The sequence below is a fragment of the Actinosynnema sp. CA-299493 genome (assembly GCF_050946825.1).
Lineage (GTDB): Bacteria > Actinomycetota > Actinomycetes > Mycobacteriales > Pseudonocardiaceae > Actinosynnema.
Window position 1 is genome coordinate 2,405,496 of the sequence record NZ_CP191993.1, and the last position, 22,434, is coordinate 2,427,929.

Below are 22,434 nucleotides of genomic sequence, written 5' to 3' on the forward strand. Positions count from 1 at the left end.
CCCCACGGCTCGGCGACACCTCCGGGGGATGGTACGCGGACCGCCCCGCCGAGGAGGAGAGCCTCGGCGGGGCGGTCCTTTCACGCCGTCACGGGTAGTCGACGGCTCACGCGATCACGTGCGGTGGACGACTCACCCGGTCACGGGTAGTTGACGACGTAACGCTGCTGCGTGGCCAGGTTCGCCGCGCCGCCGACGCCGTTCACGACGTTGTCGATCGTGCCGACCCCGCCGAGCGAGACCGTCACCAGGTCGTGCAGCCGCACGCCCGGCCGGTTGGGCACCTCGAAGCCGTTGGCCGTGCGGATGCTCGGGTCGGCCTGGTTGAAGGAGTACACGCCCATGCCCCAACCCTCGTGGGTCGTGACGCTGTCGGCGACCTTGTACCCGGCCCAGCCGAGCTGGGAGCCGTTCATCCACGCGGCCTGGTTCGGCGGGTCGTACGGCAGCTCGTTCTGGTAGAAGTACGTGCGACCGCCGTTGCCGTTCCACACCGTGTTGTACTGCTGGTAGTGCTCGACGAACAGGCCGTACGCCGTGACGTTGTCACCGTTGACGATGACGCCGTTGCGGCCGGTGTTGGCGGTCCAGCCGGTCGGACCCGTGCCGTGGTCGGCGCGCCACACCCAGGTGTGGTCGATGATCACGTTGTCGGAGTTGACCTCCAGCGAGGTCGTCGCCTTGCCCGCCTGGGGACCGCCGACGCGCAGGTACACGTCGTGCATCGAGGTCGGGTTGGCGGCGTGCGAGGCCGACGAGCTCGTCGGGCCGAGCTGGAGCAGCACGGGGGAGTTCTGCACGCCGGCGTCGACCAGGAAGCCGGCCAGCTTCACGCCGTCCACATCGGACACCGCCATCGCGGCCTTGCCGGTGTCGGGCGACAGGGTCGCCAGGCCGAGGCCCAGCACCACGGTGTTCGGCCGGGTCACGTTGATCGTGTCGGTGAGGTGGTGCACACCGGGCGTCAGCAGCAGGTGCTTGCCCTGCGCCAGCGCCGCGTTCGTCGTCGCCACCGGGGTGCCGGGCTTGACGATGAAGAAGTCGGCCAGCGAGATCGACTGGCCGGCCGGCGTGCCGGACTCCCAGCTCGTGCCGCGGGCGTTCTGCCGCAGCGCCGGGACGAACACCTTGTACTCGCCGTTCTCGAAGTACAGGAACGGCTTCTCGCGCACGACCGGGCTGGTGTCGACGGTGGTGTGCGACGGGTTCGGGAAGTGCTGCGCGGGCGCGCCCTGCGTGCCGACGAACACCATGTTCCACACCGAGCCGCTCCAGCCGCCCGCGAGGTTGCTGTTGCGGGTCAGGAACTGCTGCTGCGAACCGGAGACCGCGACACCGTCGATCTTGCTGTCCACGATCAGACCGCCGGACGCCCAGCCGTCGCCACCGTTCCACAGGTGGATCTGGCCGCTGAGGTGCATCCGCCGGTAGGACGCGGCCTGCGACACGGCCCACCGCTCGATCTGCCCGGCCGGCAGGTTGACGTGCAGGTTCTCGGCCTGGCGCCAGAAGTTCTGCGTCGCGTTGCCGAGGTTGTTCGGGTTGTCGCCCTGCTGGAGCCAGTCCGCCTCGACGCGCACGTGGCCGTTGAGCCGCACGTCGTCCGGCCGCAGGCCGAGACCCGCGACCTGGGTGTAGAAGCGGAGGTTGACGTCCGCGTCGTACACACCTGGCTTGTACAGCACGGCGTACCGCTCGCTGCCGAACTGGTTGGTCTTCATCTGGGTGGCGATCTGGTCCAACCGCGTCTGCATCGCGGCGCGGTCGTAACCCGGGCCGTAGACGAGCACGTTCGGGCCGAAGTCCGGGTTGCGCGGGTCGGTCGGCGGGATGACGATCCCGCCGGTGGTCTCGGTGTTGACTGACAGCTCCCACAGTGAGTAGCCGTAGCCGGTGGCGCGCGCCGTGCCGTAGACCCGCACGTAACGGCCGGTGCCCGTGACGGTCAGGTTCTGCACGCCACCGGTGCTGGTGGTGGTGGAGTAGACGGTGTTCCAAGTGGACGCGTTGTCCGACAGCTGCACCTGGAACGCCCGGCCGTACGCGGCCTCCCAGGTCAGCGTCACGCGGCACACCTGCTGCGAGGAGCCGAGGTCCACTTGGACCCACTGCGGGTCGGTGAACGCGCTGGACCAGCGGGTGCCGGTGTTGCCGTCGACCGCGGCGGCGGCAGGGGTGCCGCCGTTCTCGACGGACGACGCGGTGGCCGGGCGGTTCAGCGCGGCGTTGGTCGTGCCGCACTCGGCGGCCTGCGCGGACTGGGTGATCACGGGGCTGAGCACCGCGGCGAGGCCGAGTGCCAGCGCGGCGGTCAGGACCCGTGACCGGGAACGGGGAGAACTCATTGTCCTACCTGACGAGGTAAGGGCCGCGAGAAGGCCCGGAGCTGTGCCTCCGTGGCACCGGAGGCGCTGAGAGAGCGCTCTCTCGGAGCGTAACGCCGATGTTGCGAAGACGTCAACGACAGTTCAGGCGGAGTCCCGCACCACGAGCGCGGGCTCGAAGATGACGGATTTGGGGCGCAGTCCCGGTTCTTCGACGTGGTCCAGCAGCAACCGGGACATCCCGGCCGCCATGTCCTCCACCGGTTGCCGCACCGTGGTCAACCGCGGCCGGCAGGCCAGCGCGGGGCTGCTGTCGTCGAAACCCACCAGCGCCACTTCCTCCGGCACGCGCCGGCCGTGCTTGTGCAGCACCATCAACGCGCCCTGCGCCATCAGGTCGTTGGCCGCGAACACGCCGTCGATGCCGGGGTGCTCGGCCAGCAGCCGTTCCATCGCGGCCTCGCCGCTGCCGGAGGTGAACCCGCCCTCGGCGATCGGGACGTACGGGAAGCCGTGCCGCGCCATGGCGTCGCGGAACCCGGTCAGCCGGTCCTGGGACGCGGGCACGTCCAACGGGCCGGCGATCGTCGCGACCCGCGTGCAGCCGCGGCCCACCAGGTGGTCGGCGGCGAGCTTCGCCCCGGCCTGGTGGTCGAGGTCGACGTAGCTGATCGGCACGGGCCGGGCCGGGCGCGCGAACAGCACGGCGGGCAGTTCGGCCTCGACCAGCCGGGAGGGCAGCGGGTCCTCGGCGTGGGTCGAGACGAGCAGCGCGCCGTCCGCGCTGCCCTGGCGGAGGAACGACAGCACGTCCTCGCGGGCCGCTTCGGTGTCGGCGACCATCAGCACGGGGTGCACGCCGCGCGTGCGGAGGAAGCCCAGCACACCGCTGGCCACCCGGCCGAAGAACGGGTCGGAGAACACGCGCGCGGCGAACGCGTCCTCGTCGCCCGGGTCGCCCGCGCCGGACACCACCAGCGCGATCGTCCCGGACCGCTTGGTGACCAGGGAGCGTGCCGCGCGGTTGGGCGCGTACCCGGTCTGGTCGATGGCGGCGCGCACGACCTCTTGGATCTTGCGGTCGACGTTGCGGGTGCCGTTGATGACGCGGGAGACGGTGGCGCGGGACACGCCGGCGACCCGCGCCACGTCTTCCAACGTCGGCGGGGTCGTCGGCGATCTGCTCATGGGGCTCATTCTGCCACGCCCCGGAGAGCGCTCTCCTACTCGCGTGTCCCACGCTCAGAACCCGCGTGTCCTACGTTCCGGTACCCCGAGTTGAACGCTCAGAACGGCGAGAGTCCTACGTTCAGGGTGCGAGAGTCCTACGTTGGAGAGAGGTGAGTTCAACGTTCGGCTCGATTTGACATGGGCCCCTTACGGGCACTCCAGGCAGGCCAAAGCCGGGCAGGCCCGGCGGGAAGAGCGTCCGCCAAGCCTGCCCGGCTTCGACCAGCCTAAAGCACCCGAACCCATGTCAAATCGGGCCTAGGTGGTTTGGGTCAGCCACTTCAGGATGGTCTGGTTGGTTTCGGTTGGCATTTCCTGCTGGATCCAGTGGCCGCAGTCGAGGGTGGCGATTTCCACGTTGGGCACGTGTTCCGCCAGCCGTTCGGACCTCAGGACCGCGTCACGGTCGCCGTAGATCATGAGTGCGGGTTGGCGGATGACCGGGTCGACGTCGGCCAGCAGGCGCCAGTTGCGGTCGAGGTTGCGGTACCAGTTGATGCTGCTCGTGAAGCCTGTCGAGGTGAAGGCGGAGATGAAGATGGCAAGTTCGCGGTCGCTCATGACGGGGTCGCCGAGGGGTTTCTCCGAACGGGCGAGGTCGATCATGGCCATGCCCGGCTGAGGTGGTTTCGGGGGCACGTTCTTCCGGAACACGTTGCGCAGGAACTGGGCCGCGTGCTCGTCGAGCACGGCGTCCGCGACGCCCGGCTGCCGGGTGAAGTGGACGAAGTAGAAGTCGGGACCGAGTGCGGCCTCCATGGACTCGATCCAGGGCACCTCGCCGCGCTCCTGGTAGGGCAGGCTCAGCGCCACCACGCCGTTCACCCGGTTCGGGTGCAGCAGGGTCAGGCCCCAGACGACGAACGCGCCCCAGTCGTGGCCGACGAAGGTGGCGTCCTCGTAGCCGTAGTGGTCGAGGAGTGCGACGAGGTCGCCCGAGAGGTGCTCGATGTCGTAGTCGGTCACCTCGGTCGGACGGGACGAGTTGCCGTAACCGCGCTGGTTCGGGACGATGACGTGGTATCCCGCCGCGGTCAGGGCAGGCACTTGGTGACGCCAGGAAAAGGCGTGCTCCGGCCAGCCGTGGCAGAGCACGATGGGTTTTCCCGCATTCTCCCGCCCCGCTTCGAAGACCTCGAGTTCCACGCCGTTGACGGGGATGAGGGTGGGTTCGGGAAAGTCGGTGGGGTTGAACGTCATGTTTTCCTCTGTCGTTCGGGACGCGGCGATGGCCGGTGCGGTCAGGTCGCCATCGTGCCGACCGAAACAGGTCACCTCCTGACCGGTTTTCTGTGCGAGTGTCACCGGTGTGCGAGCCGACCGGCTGATGGCCATCCTCCTGCTGCTGCAACAGCGCGAGCAGCTGACGGCGGCGGAGGTCGCGCGGGAACTTGAGGTGTCCGAGCGCACCGCCCGCCGTGACTTCGACGCCCTGGCCATGGCCGGGGTGCCCGTGTACTCCATCCAGGGCCGTGGCGGCGGCTGGCGGCTCGTGGGCGGCGCCCGCACCGACCTGTCCGGGTTGACCGCGGGGGAGGCCCGCGCCCTGTTCCTGGTCGCCGGCCCGGCCTCGGCGGCGACGCCGGCGGTGAAGGCGGCGCTGCGCAAGCTCGTCCGCGCCCTGCCGGAGCCCTTCCGCGCGCAGGCCGAGGCGGCGGCGGCGTCGTTCGTCGCGGACCCGCAGCGGTGGGGGTCGAGCCGGGTCGAGCGCCGGCCGCCGCCCCGCTTCCTCGACGAGCTCCAGGACGCGGTGATCCGCGGCGTCCAGGTGCGGCTCGGCTACGTCGACGGCAGCGGCGCCGAAACCGGGAGGACCGTCCACCCGCTGGGCATCGTCGCCAAAGGCCCGTGGTGGTACCTCGTCTGCGACACCGACGCGGGCCGGCGGACCTTCCGGGTCGACCGCGTGTCGTCCGCCGACCCGACCGGCGATCCCGTGCGCCGACCCGACGACTTCGACCTGGCCGCGAGCTGGCGCGAGATTGCCGACGAGGTCGACCGCAGGCGGACGCCCCTCGAGATCCGGGCGACCTGCGCACCCGACGGGACGGCCCGGCTCCGGATGGTGCTCGGCGACCGGCTCGAGGTCGGGGGTTCCACGGCCGACGGCCGCGTCGAGGTCGTCATCCGCGGCTACAACGAGTACGCGCTCGCCGGAGAGCTCGCCGGGTTGGTCGAATGGATCGAGGTGACCGGCCCCGCGGGTGTGCGGGAGCACCTGGCCGCGATCGGCACCGCGCTCGTGGCGCGGTACGGCTCAGGGGTGGACGGGGGTGGTGAGGGGGGTGTGGCCGGATGACGGGCCGATCAGCAGGGTGAAGGGGCCCGGTTCGGTGGTCCAGCCGGCGGTGGTCCAGTGCTGGTAGGCACGTCGGGGGATCTCGACGTCCGCCTCGACGGTCTCGCCGGGGGCGGCGGTGGCGGTGGTCCAGGCGGCCAGCCAGCGGGCGGGGCGTTCGACGGTGCTGTCCGGCCGCGTCACGTAGACCTGCACGACCTCGCGGCCGGGGCGGTGGCCGGTGTTGCGCAGGCGGACGCGGACGCCGGACCCGGTGGTGGTGACGGCTTCGTACTCCCAGGTGGTGTAGCCCAGGCCGTGGCCGAACCAGTAGGCGGGGACGCTCTCGGCACGGTGCCAGGCGCGGTAGCCCAGGTGCAGGCCCTCGTCGTAGCGCAGGACGCCGTGGTCCGGTCGGACGTTCGACACCGGCAGGTCCTCCTGGACGGCGGGCCAGGTGGTGGGTAGCCGACCACCGGGTTCACGCACGCCGAGCAGCACGTCGGCCAGGCCGTGCCCGGCTTCCTGGCCCGGGAACCAGGTCAGCAGGACGGCGGCCACGTCGTCGCGCCACGGCAGCTCGACCGGCCCGCCCGAGTTGACGACGACCACCGTGCGGTCGTTCACCGCGCGGACCGCGCGCACCAGCTCGTCCTGGCGTCCGGGCAGGGCCAGCGACGTGCGGTCGAAGCCCTCGCTCTCGATCTCGTCCGTGGTGCCCACGACGACCACGGCGACGTCGCTGGTGCGGGCCAGGCCGACGGCGCGGGCCAGTTCGTCGGCGTCGCTCAGGCGTGGCGGGTCGGCGGCGAGGACGGTTGCCGTGCCGGTGTGCTCACGCAGCTCACGGCGTGCGACGAGGTCGACCGCGGTGCCCGCTTCGAGGTGCGCGGTGGCCTGCCGGTACGGCGGGGTCAGGTGGATGACGGCCGGGTCGTCGGTGTCGAGCGGGACGTCTTCGTCCACCAGGCGGGTGCCGTCCAGGTCGACGGTGAGGCGGCCGAAGCCGGCGACGGACAGCGTCCAGTCGCCGGTCACGTCCACGTCGAGCTTGCCGTGGACCTCGATCGTGCGGGCGCCGTCGACCAGCGGCACCTCCAGGATGCGGCCGAGGAAGCGGTGGTCGGCGGACAGCTCCGCACCGTCGGCGTCGAGGAGGCGGACCAGCACGCCGGGTTCACCGTTGTGCGGGTGCCGGGCGTTGGCGGTGGTCAGGGGCGCGGGGCGGTCCTGGAGGCGGACGCCGGCGGTGTGCACGACCTCGGTGACCTCGGTGAGCCCTTCCACGAAGGACACGACCGACTCGGGGTAGACGCCCGCGCTGCCGCCGCCCTGGATGCGGGCGGTGGCGGCGTTGGGTCCGAGGACGGCGACCTTCACGCCGGGGGACAGCGGGAGGACGCCGTCGTTGCGCAGCAGCACGGTGCTCCCGGCGACGGCTTCGCGCAGCAGTTCCAGCGGGGCGTCGACCTGGGGTTCCCGGGCGGTGGCGCCGTTGAGGGCGCCCACCCTGGAGGCGAGGCGGAGCAGCCGTTCGACCTTCAGGTCCAGCGCGCCCTCCGGCACCTCGCCGTTCTCGACGGCGGCGACCAGGTCGTTCCACGGGCTCTCCGGGCCGGGCATGGCGAGGTCCTGGGCGGCGCGCGCGGACGGCGCGGTGGACCGGATCGCGCCCCAGTCGGAGACGACCAGGCCGTCGAAGCCCCAGGAGCCCTTCAGCGGCTCGTCGAGCAGCGCGTTCTCCGACATGGTGACGCCGTTGACGCCGTTGTAGGCCGACATCACGACCCACACGCCGGCTTCGACGGCGGCCTCGAACGGGACCAGGTAGACCTCGTGCAGGGTGCGTTCGTCGACGTCGGCGTCCAGCGTCATGCGCTCGGTCTCGGAGTCGTTGGCCACGTAGTGCTTGGCGGTGGCGGCCACCCCGCCGCTCTGCACGCCGGTGATGTAGGCGGCGCCGGTGCGCGCGGTGAGCAGCGGGTCTTCCGAGTAGCACTCGAAGTGCCTGCCGGCGAACGGCGAGCGGTGCAGGTTGAGCGTGGGTGCGAGCAGCACGTCGACGCCCTTGCGCCGCGCCTCGGCCGCCAGCAGCACGCCCAGCCGCCGCACCAGGTCGACGTCCCAGGTAGCGGCCAGCGCGGTGGGGGAGGGCAGGGCCAGCGACGTGCTGCGCTCGTCCCACCCCTGGCCGCGCACGCCGATCGGCCCGTCCGACACCACGATGGACCGCAGGCCGATGTCCGGCTCGTCGTGCGTCCGCCACCCCGTGGCGCCGGTCAGCAGCCGGACCTTGCGCGCCACGTCCAACTTGTCGACCAGCAGACCCAGATCCGGCTCGTCCACACCCAACCCCTTGCCTCGGAGAGCGCTCTCCCGCCCAGCGTCAGGCCACACGACCCACCGTGTCAACTACCTGAGCGTTGAACTCACGCGTTGTGGACGTAGGACTCTCGCGGCGTGAACGCAGGACTCTCGCGGGTGCGGGGGTCGGCGGCGCGGTCCAGGAGGGCGGCGACGGGCAGGGTGGCGGCGCCCACGGCGACGGCGTCGGGGCCCAGCCGGCCCAGTTCGATCGAGATCTGCTCGTACGGGTGGCGCAGGGCGTGGGCGCGGGTGGCGGCGACGATCCGGTCCAGCTGGTGCGAGCCGAGGGCCAGGCCGGCCCACCCGCCGAGCACGATGCGCTCCGGGTTGAACAGGTTCACCAGGTTCGCGATGCCCGCGCCCAGGTAGCCGGCGGTCTCGTCGAGCACGCGGGCGGCGGTCTTCGAGCGGGACGCGGCGTCGATCAGGGCCGCCACGGTCGCCTGCTCGTCACCCGCCGGCAGCTCGCGCCCCCGCGCCTTGCGGTACCGGTCGAGGATGCCCTCGGCGCCCACGTAGGCCTCCAGGCAGCCCAGGGCCCCGCACCGGCACGGCCGACCGCCGTACACGATGGTCGTGTGCCCCCACTCGCCCGCCGAGCTGGTGGCGCCCCGGTAGACCCCGCCGTCGGTGACGACGGCCGCGCCGACACCCGAACCGATGAGGGCTATGACGACGTGCTTGGCGCCCTGTCCCGCGCCGAACCACATCTCGGCCTGCCCCTGCGTCTTCGCCCCGTTCTCCACGTACAACGGCCAGGCGGACTCCGACGCGGCGTCGACCAGCTCCTCCAGCCGCACGCCGTCCCACCCGATGGTGGGCGCGTGCACGACCGCCGTCGCGCCCTGCTCCACGGTCCCGGGCACGCCGATGCCCACGCCCAGCACGGTCGACGCCGGGACGCCCGCCGACGCGACCACGTCCCGGACGGACGAGGCGATCAGCGAGGCGACGGCGGTGGGCGAGGACGGCGACAGGGCGTGGTCGAGGGCGGCCAGCTGGGTCAGCGCCAGGTCGAACAGCTCGACCTTGATCCCGGTCTCGCCGACGTCGACCCCGACCACGTGCGCGAACGCGGGGTTGACGCGCAGCAGCACGCGCGGCCGGCCGCCGTCCGAGTCCACCGAGCCCGCCTCGACCACGAGCCCGTCGTCGACCAGCTCGCCGGTCACGTTGGACACCGTCGCCGCCGACAGCCCGGACAGCCTGGCCAGCTCGTACCTGCTCAACGGCCCGTCGAAGAACAGCGTCGACAGGAGGGTCGAGCGGTTCTGCCGACGCAGGTCGCGGACGGTGGTGCGCTTCGGTGCCACACCACGGACCTTAGTTTGCGACTTAAAATTAGCCTAAGTTTGTAACCTGTTCGTGATTGACGTGACTTGGCTCACCGGGGTTGAGTCTGCAACGACACGAGGACGCCCCCAGCGTCCCAGCCGCGATGGCACCCGCGGCCCGCACTCCCGAGCGCTCGCCCTTCCCCCGCCCGACAAGGAGAACCCATGCGACTCAGGCGAACGTCCGCTCTCGCCGTCGCGGCAGCACTGCTGTTCTCGGCAGCCTGTTCGACCTCGAACCCCGGCGCGAACAGCACGAACGAAGGCGTGCTGAACGTCGGCATGCCGAACGGTCCGCAGACCGAGAACAACAACCCGTTCCTCAACACGTCCGCGGCCAGCTCCCTGGGCTACCGCCGGCTGCTCTTCGAGCCGCTGGCCATGGTCAACGAGACCAAGCCCGCCGAGAAGGCCAAGCCGTGGCTGGCCACGGAGTGGGAGTGGTCGGACAACTTCCACAAGTTGAGCCTGACCATCCGCGACGGCGCGACGTGGTCGGACGGCAAGCCGCTGACCGCCGAGGACGTGGCGTTCACCTTCGACCTGCTGAAGAAGAACCCCGGCCTGAACGTCGACTCCGTGCCCTACGACACGATCACCGCGTCGGGCAGCAAGGTCGAGGTCGGCTTCCCGAGGTCGCAGTTCGTCAACCAGAAGAAGATCCTCGAACAGCTGATCGTGCCCAAGCACATCTGGTCGACGATCGCGAACCCGAGCACGGAGACGCTCAAGAACCCCGTCGGCAGCGGCCCGTACACGCTCAAGACGTTCACGCCGCAGACCGTGACGCTGACCGTGCGCGACTCGTACTGGCAGGACCTGCCGAAGGTCAAGGAGGTCCGCTACACCTCCTACAGCGACAACAACGCGCAGACCACCGCGCTGGCGACCGGCGCGGCCGAGTGGAGCTTCGTGTTCATCCCGAACTACGAGGCCGTCTACACCTCCAAGGACCCCGAGCACTACAAGCTCTACTTCCCGCCGGTGCTCGGCATCCACGGCCTGTGGTTCAACACCAAGGTCGCGCCGTGGGACAACGCCGCGCTGCGCCGCGCGGTCAACATGGTGATCAACCGCGACGACATCTTCACCCAGGGCGAGGCCGGGTACTTCTACCCGAAGGTCGACAACATCACCGGCATCCCGACGCCCGCCGGCGACTCGTACATCGCGCCGGAGTTCCAGAGCAAGATCGTGAACGTCGACGTGGACGGCGCGAAGAAGGAGCTGGCCGCCGCCGGCTTCACGTTCCAGGGCGAGAAGCTGCTGGACCCGACGGGCAAGCCCGTCACGCTGAAGATGACCGTGCCCTCCGGCTGGTCGGACTACGTGACGAACCTCGAGATCATCAAGGACAACGTGTCCCAGATCGGCATCGAGGCGACCGTCGACCTGCCGAACGCCGACGCGTGGAGCAAGGCGCTCGACACCGGTGACTTCCAGGCCGCGCTGCACTGGACCAACAACGGTCCGACGCCGTACGACATCTACGAGAACATCATGAACGGCGCGCTGTACAAGCCGATCGGCGAGGGCGGCATCAACGGCAACTACGGCCGTTACGAGAACCCCGAGGCGACCGCGCTGCTCAACGAGTACGCCAACGCCGCCGACGACGCGGCGCGCACCGCGGCGCTGCACAAGATCCAGCAGATCCACGTGCGCGACATGCCGGTCGCCATCACCTCCGCGGCCAACGCGGGCGGCCAGTACAGCACGAAGAACTGGATCGGCTGGCCCGACGAGTCCAACCAGTACGCGCCGCTCCAGCCCACGCTGGAGAACGCGCTCGACGTCGTCCTGCACCTGAAGCCGGCCGCATGACGACGAGCACCCCACCGTCGGCCTCCGGGACCACTGAGGTGGTCCTGGAGGCCGATGGCCTGACCAAGCACTTCCCGGTCCGCAAACGCGGGCGAGAGCTGCTGTCCCGGACCGTGCGCTCGGTGCGCGCGGTCGAGGACGTGACGCTCAGGCTGCACCGCGGCCGGGTCACCGCGCTGGTCGGCGAGTCCGGTTCGGGCAAGTCGACGGTGGCCCGCCTGCTGGCGCAGCTCTACCCCCGGACCGCCGGCACGATCCGGCTGCGCGGCGAACCGGTCGAGGCCAAGGGCAGCAGGAGCTTCCGGGCGTACAGCAAGCGCGTCCAGATGATCTTCCAGGACCCGTTCGCCTCGCTGAACCCCGTGCACACCGTGCGCTACCACCTCACCCGCGCGTTGAAGATCCACGGCAACGCGGGCAAGACGCCGCAGGAGCTGGAGGAGGCGCTGGCCCACCTGCTCACCCGCGTGCAGCTCACCCCGCCCGAGCGGTACGTGGACAAGTTCCCGCACGAGCTGTCCGGCGGCCAGCGCCAGCGCGTGGCCATCGCGCGCGCCCTCGGCGCCGACCCCGAGGTGCTGCTGGCCGACGAGCCGGTCTCCATGCTGGACGTCTCCATCCGGCTCGGCGTGCTGAACCTCCTGCGCGACCTGAAGGAACGCCTGCACCTCGCGATCCTCTACATCACCCACGACATCGCGTCGGCCCGCTACTTCGCCGACGAGACGTTCGTGATGTACGCCGGGCGCGTGGTCGAGGGCGGCGACAGCGAGACCGTCACCCAACGCCCCGCGCACCCGTACACCCAGCTGCTGATCGACTCCGCGCCGGACCCCGACCGGCCCGCCGCGCAGGAGAAGGACGGCGGCACGGGCGAGCCGCCGTCGCTGATCAACCCGCCGAAGGGCTGCCGGTTCAACCCGCGGTGCCCGTTCGCCATGGCGGTCTGCGTGGAGAAGGTGCCGCCGCGGTTCGCCATCTCCGACGGCGACGGCCACTTCGCCGCGTGCTGGCTCTACGACACCGGCCTGTCGGACGCGGACAAGGTCGAGCTGCGCCCGGTCGAGGGGGTGTCGTGAGCTACCTCCTCAAGCGGATCGCGTTCTACCTGTTCACCGCGTGGGCCGCGATCACCATCAACTTCTTCATCCCGCGCGTCATCCCCGGCGACCCGGTGCAGGCGCTGATCACCCGGTCGCGCGGCCAGATGACCAGCGAGGCCGTGCAGTCGCTGTACGTGCTGTTCGGGCTGGACAAGGACGCGAGCCTGGTCGAGCAGTACTTCACCTACCTGGGCCAGTTGCTCAGCGGCGACCTCGGCCTGTCGTTCACCTACTTCCCGTCGCCGGTGTCGCAGGTGCTCGGCGACGGCCTGCCGTGGACGCTGGGCCTGGTCGGCATCACCACCGTCCTGGGGTTCCTCATCGGCACGGCGCTGGGCACGGGCATCGGCTGGCGGCGCGGCTCGTGGGCCGACGCGCTGATCCCGGTGACCACGTTCGTGTCGTCCATCCCGTACTTCTGGCTCGGCCTGATCGCCATCGCGCTGCTGACCGGCCCGGACAGCTTCTTCCCGGCCTCCGGCGCCTACGACAACGGCCTGGTGCCCAACCCGGACCTGGAGTTCATCGGCAGCGTGCTGCGGCACGGCATCCTGCCCGCGTTCACCATCCTGATCTCGTCCATGGCGGGCTGGATCCTGTCCATGCGCAACATGATGGTGACGGTGGCCTCCGAGGACTACGTGACCGTCGCGCACGCCAAGGGCCTGTCCGACCGGCGCGTGATGGTGTCCTACGCGGCGCGCAACGCGCTGCTGCCCAACGTCTCCGGCTTCGCGCTGTCGCTCGGCTTCATCGTCGGCGGCACGCTGCTGGTCGAGATCGTGTTCTCCTACCCGGGCCTGGGCCTGCAGCTGTTCCAGGCCGTCGGAGCCAAGGACTACCCGCTCATGCAGGGGATCTTCCTGATCATCACGCTGTCCGTGCTGCTGGCGAACTTCCTCGCCGACGTGGCCTACCTCGCGCTCGACCCGCGCACCCGACGGGAGGGCTGAGCCGTGACCGTGGTACCCACCACCGGGACCGCCACCCCGGTCGCGGCGCCGGTGAAGCGCCGCAGGCTGCGGTTCGTGGCCAACCCCAAGGCCACCGTCGGCCTGGTCATCCTGGGCTTCTTCGCCCTGGTCGCGATCGTCGGGCCGTGGATCGCGCCGTACGACCCGTCCGGGCGCAGCAACGACCTGCTCCAGGGGCCGTCGGCGGCGCACTGGTTCGGCACCACCCACCTCGGCCAGGACATCTTCAGCCAGGTCGTGGTCGGCACCCGCAGCGTCATGGTCGTCGGGTTCGTCGCGGGCATCGTGGCCACGATCCTGTCGATCCTGGTCGGCGTCACGTCCGGCTACCTGGCCGGCGCGGGCAGCGAGGTGCTCTCCGCCCTGTCGAACGTGTTCCTGGTGCTCCCGGCCCTGCCGCTGATGATCATCATCACGTCGACCCTGCCGGAGACGGGCACGCTCACCATCGCCCTGGTCATCGGCCTCACGTCGTGGGCCTGGGGCGCGCGCGTGCTCCGCGCGCAAACGCTGTCGCTGCGCGGGCGCGACTACGTGGAGGCCGCGCGGGCGACCGGTGAGAAGTCGTCGCGGATCATCCTGTTCGAGATCCTGCCCAACCTCACCGCGGTCATCGCCTCCGGCTTCGTCGGCACGGTCATCTTCGCGGTCACCCTGGAGATCACGCTGGCGTTCATCGGCATCGGCGCGGGCGGCGACTGGAACTGGGGCACGGTCCTGTACTGGGCGCAGAGCCAGCAGGCCCTCGCGCAGGGCGCCTGGTGGTGGTTCGTGCCCGCGGGCCTGGCCATCGCGCTCCTGGGCACCGCGCTGTCGCTGGTGAACTTCGGCATCGACGAGTTCGTCAGCCCGCGGCTGCGCGGCGGCGGCAAGACCAACGTCAAGACCGCCGACGGCCACACGGTCCGGATGCGCGTCGGCTTCACGCCGGTGCTCGCGACGAAGGCCCGGTCCGAGGGAAGGGAGACGCCGTGACCGACGCGGTGCTGGAGATCCGCGGCCTGAACGTGGACTACGGGCTCGGCGAGGAGGCCGTGCACGCCATCCGCGACGTGGACCTCACGCTGCACCGGGGCGAAGTCCTCGGCCTCGCGGGCGAGAGCGGCAGCGGCAAGTCCACCCTGGCCTACGGCCTGACCAGGCTCCTCCCGCCGCCGGGCGTGATCACCAGCGGCGAGGTGCTCTACCACCCCGACGGCGGCGACCCGGTGGACGTGCTCCGGATGACCCACCCGGAGCTGCGGAGGTTCCGGTGGGCGGAGACCGCGATCGTGTTCCAGGGAGCGATGAACTCGCTCAACCCGGTGCACCGGATCTCCGCCCAGCTCACCGACGTGATCAAGGCGCACGACCCGCGCGGCAGCAGCGCGGCCCGGCTGGCCCGCGCCCGCGAGCTGCTGCACCTGGTCGGCATCTCCGCCGACCGGCTGGACAGCTACCCGCACCAGCTCTCCGGCGGCATGAGGCAGCGCGTGATGATCGGCATGGCGCTGGCGCTGGAGCCGAAGGTCGTCATCATGGACGAGCCGACCACCGCGCTGGACGTGGTGGTGCAGCGGCAGATCCTGCGCCAGCTCGTCGAGCTGCGGGAACGGCTCGGGTTCTCGGTCGTGTTCATCACCCACGACCTGTCGCTGCTGGTGGAGTTCTCCGACCGGATCGCGATCATGTACGGCGGCCGGATCGTGGAGGAGGCGGCCTCGGCCGACCTCTACCGGGACCCGCTGCACCCCTACAGCCACGGCCTGCTCAACTCGTTCCCCGCGCTGCGCGGGCCGAAGCGCGAGCTGACCGGCATCCCCGGCTCACCGCCCGACCTGCGCGCCATGCCCGCGGGCTGCGCGTTCCACCCTCGTTGTCCGCACGCAATGGAGCGTTGCGGTGTGGAGGTCCCGGTGCTCGGCGTTCCCCCCGAGAAGAACCACTCGGAGCACGAGGGGCACGCCGACCGCACCGTGGCCTGCTGGCTGCACCCCGTTCACGACCACGGGCTCTGATCCCGTTCACGACAACGGGTTCCGACCTCCAGAGGAGTTTCCCCAAGTGGAGAGTTCAACCGACACCACGGCGTCGACCGTCGGGCTCGACCCCGCGATCGACACCCTGCCCGCCTCGTTCCGCTGGGGCGTGGCGACTTCCGCGTACCAGATCGAGGGAGCTCATGAGGAGGACGGTCGCGGACCGTCCATCTGGGACACCTACTGCCGCACGCCCGGCATGGTGCACAACGGCGACAACGGCGACATCGCGTGCGACCACTACCACCGGATGCCCGAGGACGTCGCGCTGATCGGCTCCCTCGGCGTGGACACCTACCGGTTCTCCGTCGCCTGGCCGCGCGTGCAGCCGGGCGGCAAGGGCCCGGTCAACGCGCCCGGCATGGCGTTCTACGACCGGCTGGTGGACGAGCTGCTGGCCAAGGGGATCGACCCGTGGGTCACGCTCTACCACTGGGACCTGCCGCAGGAGTTGGAGGACGCGGGCGGCTGGCCGGTCCGCGACACCGCCTACCGGTTCGCCGACTACTCGGTGCTCGTGTTCGACGCGCTGTCGGACCGGGTGCGCAACTGGACCACGCTCAACGAGCCGTGGTGCTCGGCGATGCTCGGCTACTACGAGGGCCGCCAGGCGCCCGGCAGGCAGGACTTCGGCGCCGCCATCCACGCCGTGCACCACCTGCTGCTCGGCCACGGCCTGGCCACCCAGCGGATGCGCGAGGCGGCCAAGGAGCCGATGGAGTTCGGCATCACGCTGAACATGAGCCACGCCAGCCCGGCCACCGACAGCGCGGCCGACCACGACGCGGCCCGCCGGGCGGACGGCCTGTCCCGCCGGATCTACCTCGACCCGCTGGTGCGCGGCGAGTACCCGGCCGACGTGGTGGCGGACCTGTCGGCGCGCGGGGTCGAGATCCCCGTCGAGCCGGGCGACCTGGAGATCATCAAGCAGCCCATCGACGTGCTGGGCGTGAACTACTACTCCAGCTCCAAGTTCTCCGGCGTGGACGAGCAGGGCAACACGGCGGACGCGGACGGCGTGCCGGTCTGCCGGGAGGTCCGCTACGGCCGTCCGGTCACCGCGATGGACTGGGAGATCGTCCCCGAGGGCTTCACCAACCTGCTGGTGCAGATCGGCGAGGACTACCCGGGCGTGCCGATGGTCATCACGGAGAACGGCGCCGCGTTCGACGACGAGGCCGACGGGTCCGGGTTCGTCCGGGACGACGACCGCACCGCGTACCTGGACTCGCACATCGCCGCCGTGGCCAAGGCCCGGACGGCGGGTGCGGACGTGCGCGGCTACTTCGCGTGGTCCCTGATGGACAACTTCGAGTGGTCCTACGGCTACGACAAGCGGTTCGGCCTGGTGCACGTGGACTACGACACCCAGGTCCGCACCCCGAAGAGCAGCGCGCTGTGGTACCGGGACACGATCCGTCGCGTCCGCGGCAGCTGACGGGAGGAACGAGGGGCGTGCCACGGGTGTTCCGCGGCACGCCCTTCAGCCACGCGTCGTCGCCGGAGTGGCCGCACCCGGTGGCGCGACGACCGAAGGGTCGGGGGGACGTGTGCCCACCGGCCCTTCGGCCGTCCCCGTCAGCGCCGGTAGACGCCGAGCTCGTAGAGCGAGTAACCCCACCCGGTGCCGCGCTGCGTGGCGTGCAGCCGCACGTACCGGCCGGTCGCGGTGACGTCGATCGAGTCGACGCCCCCGTTGCCGGTCGTGGTGCCGTGCACCGCGCGCCAGGTCGTGCCGTCGTCGGACACCTGGATCTCGTACGCCCGCCCGTACGCGCCCTCCCACACCAGCTGCACGTGCTGGAACGTGGTCACCGCGCCCAGGTCCACCCGCAGCCACTGCGGGTCGGCCCAGTCGGTGGCCCAGCGCGAGCCCGCGTTGCCGTCCACGGCGTTCGACGGCGGGAACGGCGCGCCGTCGCCCACCTGCTGGTAGGACGAAGCCGTGACGGGCTTGTTCAGGGCCACGTTCACGCCCGCGGGCTGCGGCGCGACCACCCGCACCGACTTCGTCTCGATGCCGATGTTGCCCCGGCCGTCCTCGGCCATCACGTACACCTTCCACACCCCGAGCCGGTCGGGCGCGGTGACCGTGAGCCGGTTGCCGTTGACCTGCACGGGCGTGGAGCCCAGCCCGCCGCTGTTGTCGACGTACTTGCTGTTGAACGCCGCCGACCAGGTGATCGCGTCACCGTTCGGGTCGCTCGCGGCCACGTCGATGGTCAGCTGCGCGCCCGCCGGGACGCTGGTGGGCAGGGTCATGCCGGTGATCACCGGCGGGGTGTTGGCCGGCGTCGCGCCGCCGAACGCCCGCTGCACCGCGTAGAACGACAGCCGCTTCTTGCCCGCCGGGGTCAGGTTGAACCACACCGCGCCGAAGTCGTACTCCGTGCCGTAATGGAACAACGTGCCGCCGAACGACACGCCGGTGTGCCCGGTGATGCACTCCCACGCCCGCGTGTAGCCGTCCCGCTTCTGCACGTCGGTCGGCTCGCTCGGCACCCCGTTGACGTCGTCGGGCACCTCCCACTCGCCGGCCGGACCGGCCTCGGTGAGGATGTACGGCTTGGTGTGGCCGCCGTTGACCCAGTCCTGCCGGACCTGGCACACGTTGCCGTAGGAGTTCACCGAGTACAGGTCGAGGTCGGGCGCGTGCGCCTTGAGGTAGGTCCAGGCGCCGGTCCACGCGTCGGTGTTCGTGACCGGGTGGTTGGTGTCGATGGCGTGGATGGCGCGCGCGGCCTCGTTGACGTACTTGGCGTAGGCGACCCGCTGGTTCTCCAGCTCCGTGCCCGAGTAGCAGTTCTGCAGGCCGAGGATGGACTCGTTGCCGACGTTCCACATGAGCACGCCGGGGTGGTCCTTGTAGGTGGTCACCCACTGCTTGATCGTGTTCATCATGTCGTTCTTGTAGGTGGCGTCGGTGACGTAGTCGACGCAGCCGCCCGAGCCGGGGCCGCCGCCGGGCTGCAACCAGAACCCGGCCATCACCTTGATGCCGTTGGCCGCCGAGGCGTCCAGCAGGGGCTTGGTGGTGCCGTCGGTGCCCCAGGTGCGCAACGTGTTGACGCCCATGGACTTCAGCTCCGGCATGTACCGGGCCGCGTCCGCCGCCGGCGGACCCCAGGTGAGGCCCTTCACCGTCCACGGCCGGCCGTCGACCACGAGCTGCCAGTTGCCCTGGGAACCGGTGACGTGCACGCCCGTGCCGGGCGGGGGAGTGTCGCCCTGCGTGCCGTAGACGCGGAACTCCCACAGCGAGTAGCCGTAGCCGTTGGCGCGCTGGGTGCCGTGGACGCGGACGTACCGGCCGGAGCCGGTGACGCTGAAGCCCTGCTTGCCGCCGGCGCCGGCGGTCGTGGTGTGGACGGGGGTCCAGTTGGCGCCGTCGGCGGAGACCTGGACCTGGAACGAGGTCGCGTACGCGGCCTCCCAGTCCAGTTCGACGCGGCTGAGGGTCGAGGTGGCGCCGAGGTCCACCCGCAGCCACTGCGGGTCGCTCCACGCGCTGGCCCACCGGGTGCCGGCGTTGCCGTCCACGGCCGCCGACGCGGGCGTGCCCGCGCCTTCGGTCGAGGACGCCGTGACCGGTTTGCCCTGGGACAGCAGCACGGGCGCGGCGTTCGCGGTGCCCGGGACTGCTGCGAGCCCCATGAGCAGGGCGAGCCCCAGCAGCGTGGGAAGCACCCTGCTGGCGGATCGGAGGCGGTACATGGCGTCTCCTGCCGGGATTGTCGGATCGAGGTGCGGGAGAGCGCTCTCTCAACCCGGCTCGAAGTGTTACGAACCGACTACGGATCTGTCAACGTCCGCCCTCTTGACACCTCGGTGGCGGGCGGGCAACCTCAGGTGGGAGAGCGCTCTCCCAGCCACGTTCCCCACGTCGGCAGGAGGACAAAGGTGTCCAGAAAACTCCGCGCGCTGGCCGCGACCGCTGCGGTCGGCCTACTGACGAGCGTCCTGGCGGTCGTCACCCAACCGGCCCAGGCCGATGAGCTGGTCACGCACCACGAGTTCCAGGCCAACTGCTCGGTCACCGCGCACCGGCCGGACGACCCGATCGTCTTCCCCGGGTTGCCCGGGGCGTCGCACATGCACACGTTCCTCGGCAACAACTCCACCACCGCGAGCAGCACCAACGCCTCGCTGAAGAACGGGCAGACCAACTGCAAGACCCCGGACGACAAGTCGGCGTACTGGTTCCCTTCGGTCTACAACGGCGACCAGCTGATCGTGCCCGACTTCCCGCAGGTCATCTACTACAAGTCCGGCATCCTGAAGTACCAGGAGGTCCGGTCGTTCCCGGCCGGGATCCGGTTCGTGGTGGGCAGCCCCACCGCGACGCAGGACCAGTTCCGCACCGCGCCCGGCGCGGTCGAGGGCTGGGAGTGCGGCAACAGCTCCCACAACTGGGACTTCCCGTCCTACTGCCCGCCGGGCAGCCAGCTCAACGTCCGCTACCAGGCGCCGAGCTGCTGGAACGGGCGCGACCTCGACTCGGCGGACCACAAGTCGCACATGGCGTACCCGGACCGGGCGACGCTGGTGTGCCCGTCCACGCACCCGGTGCCCGTGCCGATGCTGGAGTTCAAGATCGCGTTCCCGGTGTCGGGCGACATGTCGCGCGTGCGGCTGGCCAGCGGGCGCGGCTACACCTGGCACTACGACTTCATGAACGCGTGGGACGCGCCCACGTTGCAGGCGCTGGTCAGCCACTGCGTCAACGGTGGCCTGCAGTGCGACCCGCGCGGGTACGACCAGTACAAGCCGCAGCGGGGCGCCGCCCTCGGGCCGGACTACCGGCTGCCGCGGTGACGACGATCCCGTCCACCCCAGGGCGCCTCCGGGCGCTCTGGGGCACCGTGCTGCTGGTCCTGGCCGCGTGCGCGCCGGCCCCGACCCCGGCGCCACCGGCGCAGGCGTCGCCGTTCAACGCCACCGACACCGCGTGGATCCAGCTGATGATCCCGATGAACGAGCAGTTGCTGCCCGCGCTCGCCCTCGCGCCGCCCGAGCTCGCGCCGCTCGCGGCGGAGCTGAAGGTGTCGCACGAGGAGGAGTTGGCCCACCTCAAGCGGTTGCGCGCGCGTGCCGGGTTGTCGGACGAGAACCCGCACGCCGGCCACCAGATGCCCGGCCTGGTGTCGGAGGCGGACCTGGTGGGCCTGCGCCTGGCCCCGACCGGCCTGCCCGCGAAGCTGCGCGAGCACCTGGAGCAGTCGGCGTTGCTGGCCCGCGGCGAGCAGGACAGCGGCGCGGACCAGGAGACGCGCGACCTGGCGGCGTCGATCGGCACGGCCCGCGCCGCGCAGACCGCGCGACTGGGGGCGGTGTCGCCCTAGCGGTTCACCCCGGAGGAGACGAGCCCGAGGAGACGAGCCCGACGAGGTGGTCGACCGCCGCCGGCAGGTCGGCCGGTCCGTCGACCGCGATACCCGCGCCGCCCAGCTCGCGCAGCGGCGCGATGTCGATGTCGTAGCGGTCGCCCACGCCCCACACGTCGCGGGCCTCGACGCCGAACCGCCGCAGCACCACGCGGAACGCGCCGGGGTCCGGCTTGGGCGTGCCACCCACGTCGTCCGCGCTCACCACGCCGGCGAAACCGCGCACGCCGACACCGATCCGGTCGAGGATCGCCTCCGCCGCACCGGTGGTGTTGTTGGTGAGCAGCGCGATGGGCACCACCGCGCGCAGCCGCGCCAGCTCGCGCACCACCAGCTCGTCGGGCCGGACGCCGTCCGCGATCGACAGGTGCGCCTCGCGGTACGCGCGCCACTCGTCCACGTCGACACCGTTGGCGAGCACGAAGGCGGTGGTCGACGTGCGCGACCAGTCGGTGCGCATCAGCTCGCGCAGCTCCGCCACCTTGCGGGCGGCGTGGTCGGGCGCCTCGCCCCGCAGCTCCACGAACATCGCGCCGATCACGTCCAGCACCAGCCCGGTGTACAGCTCGCGCGGGTAGAGCGTCCCGTCGAGGTCGAAGACGACCAGACGCGGCGCCGACCCGTTGTCGACCACTTCGACCACCGGCCGAGCGTAGCCGTGCGCCACCCGTCGATCACCCGGTCCGGGTCCGGGTCCGGCTTCGGGTTCGGCAACACCGGAGAAGTGGGACGACTCCCGGCGTGCCGCGCTCGGGCGTACTTTCGGAATCATGAGTGCTGCGGAACGCGGACGTGTGCGCGTGGAGACCGGGACCAAGCGGGTCCGGGCCTACCTGGCGGGCGAACTGGTCGTGGACACCACCCGGCCGGTGTTGGTGTGGGAAGGGCCGTACTACCCCACGTACTACTTCCCGGCGGAGGACGTGCGGGCCGACCTGGCGCCCACGGGCGAGGTGAAGCGCTCGCCCAGCCGGGGCAACGGCGAGCTGTTCGACGTGAAGACCGGTTCGGCGTCGGCGGCGGGCGCGGGGCTGCGGTACCCGGACTCGCCGCTGGAGGCGTTGCGCGGCCTGGTCCGGTTGGACTGGGACGCGATGGACGAGTGGTTCGAGGAGGACGAGCCGGTCTACGTCCACCCGCGCGACCCGTACACCAGGGTCGACGCGCTGCCCAGCAGCAGGCACATCCGGGTGGAGGTCGGCGGCGTCGAGGTCGCGAACTCGCACCGCCCGGTGATCCTGTTCGAGACCGGGCTGCCCGCCCGCTACTACCTGCCGATGACCGACGTCCGGCTGGACCTCCTGCGGCCGACCGAACTGCGGACCAGCTGCCCGTACAAGGGCACCGCCGAGTACTGGTCGGTGGTGGTCGGCGAGCAGACCCACGAGAACGTCGTCTGGGGCTACCGCAACCCGCTGCCGGAGAGCAGGCAGGTCACGGGCCTGGTCGCGTTCTACAACGAGAAGGTCGACACTTACGTCGACGGCGTCCTGGAGGAGCGACCGCGCACCCACTTCGCCTGACGCCGGCGTGCTCACCCGGGGTGCCGCCCGGACGGCGGATGGTCGTGCCTGATCAAGACGGGAACGCTAGCGCCT

17 protein-coding genes are annotated in these 22,434 nt (G+C 70.9%); 10 read left to right on the forward strand and 7 right to left on the reverse strand.

Annotated features, from left to right (window positions below; genetic code table 11):
• Nucleotides 1–140 precede the first annotated feature (140 nt).
• The 3 genes from ACQPYE_RS11560 to ACQPYE_RS11570 all read right to left on the reverse strand — a co-directional run bounded on the left by ACQPYE_RS11560 (nucleotide 141) and on the right by ACQPYE_RS11570 (nucleotide 4,889).
• Nucleotides 141–2,345: a pectate lyase-like domain-containing protein gene (locus tag ACQPYE_RS11560; RefSeq protein ID WP_498721100.1), complete on the reverse strand. Its 2,205-nt coding sequence runs from the start codon at nucleotides 2,343–2,345 to the stop codon at nucleotides 141–143.
• A 123-nt stretch (nucleotides 2,346–2,468) separates the two neighbouring features.
• Nucleotides 2,469–3,512, reverse strand: coding sequence for a LacI family DNA-binding transcriptional regulator (locus tag ACQPYE_RS11565; protein WP_498721101.1), 1,044 nt, complete (start codon nucleotides 3,510–3,512; stop codon nucleotides 2,469–2,471).
• Between the two features lie 300 nt (nucleotides 3,513–3,812).
• Nucleotides 3,813–4,889 (reverse strand): alpha/beta fold hydrolase, encoded by a 1,077-nt coding sequence (locus ACQPYE_RS11570; RefSeq protein WP_498721102.1) that lies wholly within the window; start codon nucleotides 4,887–4,889, stop codon nucleotides 3,813–3,815.
• Here ACQPYE_RS11570 and ACQPYE_RS11575 point away from each other — a divergent pair.
• The gene (locus ACQPYE_RS11575) at nucleotides 4,864–5,853 is read left to right on the forward strand and encodes a helix-turn-helix transcriptional regulator (RefSeq protein WP_498721103.1); all 990 of its coding nucleotides are present in this window, start codon (nucleotides 4,864–4,866) and stop codon (nucleotides 5,851–5,853) included. The two genes, ACQPYE_RS11570 and ACQPYE_RS11575, sit on opposite strands and share 26 nt — an antisense overlap.
• Here ACQPYE_RS11575 and ACQPYE_RS11580 read toward each other — a convergent pair.
• Nucleotides 5,812–8,178, reverse strand: coding sequence for a glycoside hydrolase family 3 C-terminal domain-containing protein (locus ACQPYE_RS11580; RefSeq protein WP_498721104.1), 2,367 nt, complete (start codon nucleotides 8,176–8,178; stop codon nucleotides 5,812–5,814). The genes ACQPYE_RS11575 and ACQPYE_RS11580 overlap by 42 nt on opposite strands.
• 83 nt (nucleotides 8,179–8,261) lie before the next feature.
• Nucleotides 8,262–9,512 carry an ROK family transcriptional regulator gene (locus ACQPYE_RS11585; protein WP_498721105.1) on the reverse strand — a complete coding sequence of 417 codons (1,251 nt, stop codon included), beginning with the start codon at nucleotides 9,510–9,512 and terminating at the stop codon, nucleotides 8,262–8,264.
• A gap of 186 nt (nucleotides 9,513–9,698) precedes the next feature.
• Here ACQPYE_RS11585 and ACQPYE_RS11590 point away from each other — a divergent pair, with 186 nt between their 5' ends.
• From ACQPYE_RS11590 to ACQPYE_RS11615, 6 genes are read left to right on the forward strand one after another with little or no spacing between them, the layout of a single operon-like run.
• Nucleotides 9,699–11,357 carry an ABC transporter substrate-binding protein gene (locus ACQPYE_RS11590; RefSeq protein WP_498721106.1) on the forward strand — a complete coding sequence of 553 codons (1,659 nt, stop codon included), beginning with the start codon at nucleotides 9,699–9,701 and terminating at the stop codon, nucleotides 11,355–11,357.
• The gene (locus ACQPYE_RS11595; RefSeq protein WP_498721107.1) at nucleotides 11,354–12,436 is read left to right on the forward strand and encodes an ABC transporter ATP-binding protein; all 1,083 of its coding nucleotides are present in this window, start codon (nucleotides 11,354–11,356) and stop codon (nucleotides 12,434–12,436) included. The genes ACQPYE_RS11590 and ACQPYE_RS11595 overlap by 4 nt, the downstream gene beginning before the upstream one ends.
• On the forward strand, nucleotides 12,433–13,413 hold the full coding sequence (locus ACQPYE_RS11600) for an ABC transporter permease (RefSeq protein ID WP_498721108.1): 981 nt from the start codon (nucleotides 12,433–12,435) through the stop codon (nucleotides 13,411–13,413). Before ACQPYE_RS11595 ends, ACQPYE_RS11600 begins: the two co-directional genes overlap by 4 nt.
• 3 nt (nucleotides 13,414–13,416) lie before the next feature.
• A complete protein-coding gene (locus ACQPYE_RS11605) occupies nucleotides 13,417–14,409 on the forward strand; it encodes an ABC transporter permease (protein WP_498721109.1) in 993 nt (330 codons plus the stop codon).
• The gene (locus ACQPYE_RS11610) at nucleotides 14,406–15,431 is read left to right on the forward strand and encodes an ABC transporter ATP-binding protein (RefSeq protein WP_498721110.1); all 1,026 of its coding nucleotides are present in this window, start codon (nucleotides 14,406–14,408) and stop codon (nucleotides 15,429–15,431) included. Before ACQPYE_RS11605 ends, ACQPYE_RS11610 begins: the two co-directional genes overlap by 4 nt.
• Nucleotides 15,432–15,477: 46 nt before the next feature.
• Nucleotides 15,478–16,890, forward strand: a complete 1,413-nt coding sequence (locus tag ACQPYE_RS11615) for a GH1 family beta-glucosidase (protein ID WP_498721111.1) — start codon at nucleotides 15,478–15,480, stop codon at nucleotides 16,888–16,890.
• A gap of 140 nt (nucleotides 16,891–17,030) precedes the next feature.
• On the opposite strand, the gene ACQPYE_RS11620 is transcribed toward ACQPYE_RS11615, so the two are convergent.
• Nucleotides 17,031–19,166 carry a discoidin domain-containing protein gene (locus tag ACQPYE_RS11620; RefSeq protein ID WP_498721112.1) on the reverse strand — a complete coding sequence of 712 codons (2,136 nt, stop codon included), beginning with the start codon at nucleotides 19,164–19,166 and terminating at the stop codon, nucleotides 17,031–17,033.
• Nucleotides 19,167–19,352: 186 nt separating this feature from the next.
• Between ACQPYE_RS11620 and ACQPYE_RS11625 the strand changes: the two genes are divergently transcribed.
• Together ACQPYE_RS11625 and ACQPYE_RS11630 are read left to right on the forward strand one after the other, a co-directional pair.
• Nucleotides 19,353–20,267, forward strand: a complete 915-nt coding sequence (locus ACQPYE_RS11625; protein WP_498721113.1) for a DUF1996 domain-containing protein — start codon at nucleotides 19,353–19,355, stop codon at nucleotides 20,265–20,267.
• Complete coding sequence (locus ACQPYE_RS11630) at nucleotides 20,264–20,794, forward strand: DUF305 domain-containing protein (protein ID WP_498721114.1); 531 nt, start codon at nucleotides 20,264–20,266, stop codon at nucleotides 20,792–20,794. The genes ACQPYE_RS11625 and ACQPYE_RS11630 overlap by 4 nt, the downstream gene beginning before the upstream one ends.
• 4 nt (nucleotides 20,795–20,798) lie before the next feature.
• Here ACQPYE_RS11630 and ACQPYE_RS11635 read toward each other — a convergent pair whose 3' ends face one another.
• Entirely contained in the window at nucleotides 20,799–21,479 is a 681-nt protein-coding gene (locus tag ACQPYE_RS11635; RefSeq protein ID WP_498721115.1) for an HAD family hydrolase, read from the reverse strand.
• A 127-nt stretch (nucleotides 21,480–21,606) separates the two neighbouring features.
• On the opposite strand from ACQPYE_RS11635, the gene ACQPYE_RS11640 reads away from it, so the two are divergent.
• The gene (locus ACQPYE_RS11640; RefSeq protein ID WP_498721116.1) at nucleotides 21,607–22,359 is read left to right on the forward strand and encodes a DUF427 domain-containing protein; all 753 of its coding nucleotides are present in this window, start codon (nucleotides 21,607–21,609) and stop codon (nucleotides 22,357–22,359) included.
• The last annotated feature ends 75 nt before the right edge of the window (nucleotides 22,360–22,434 follow it).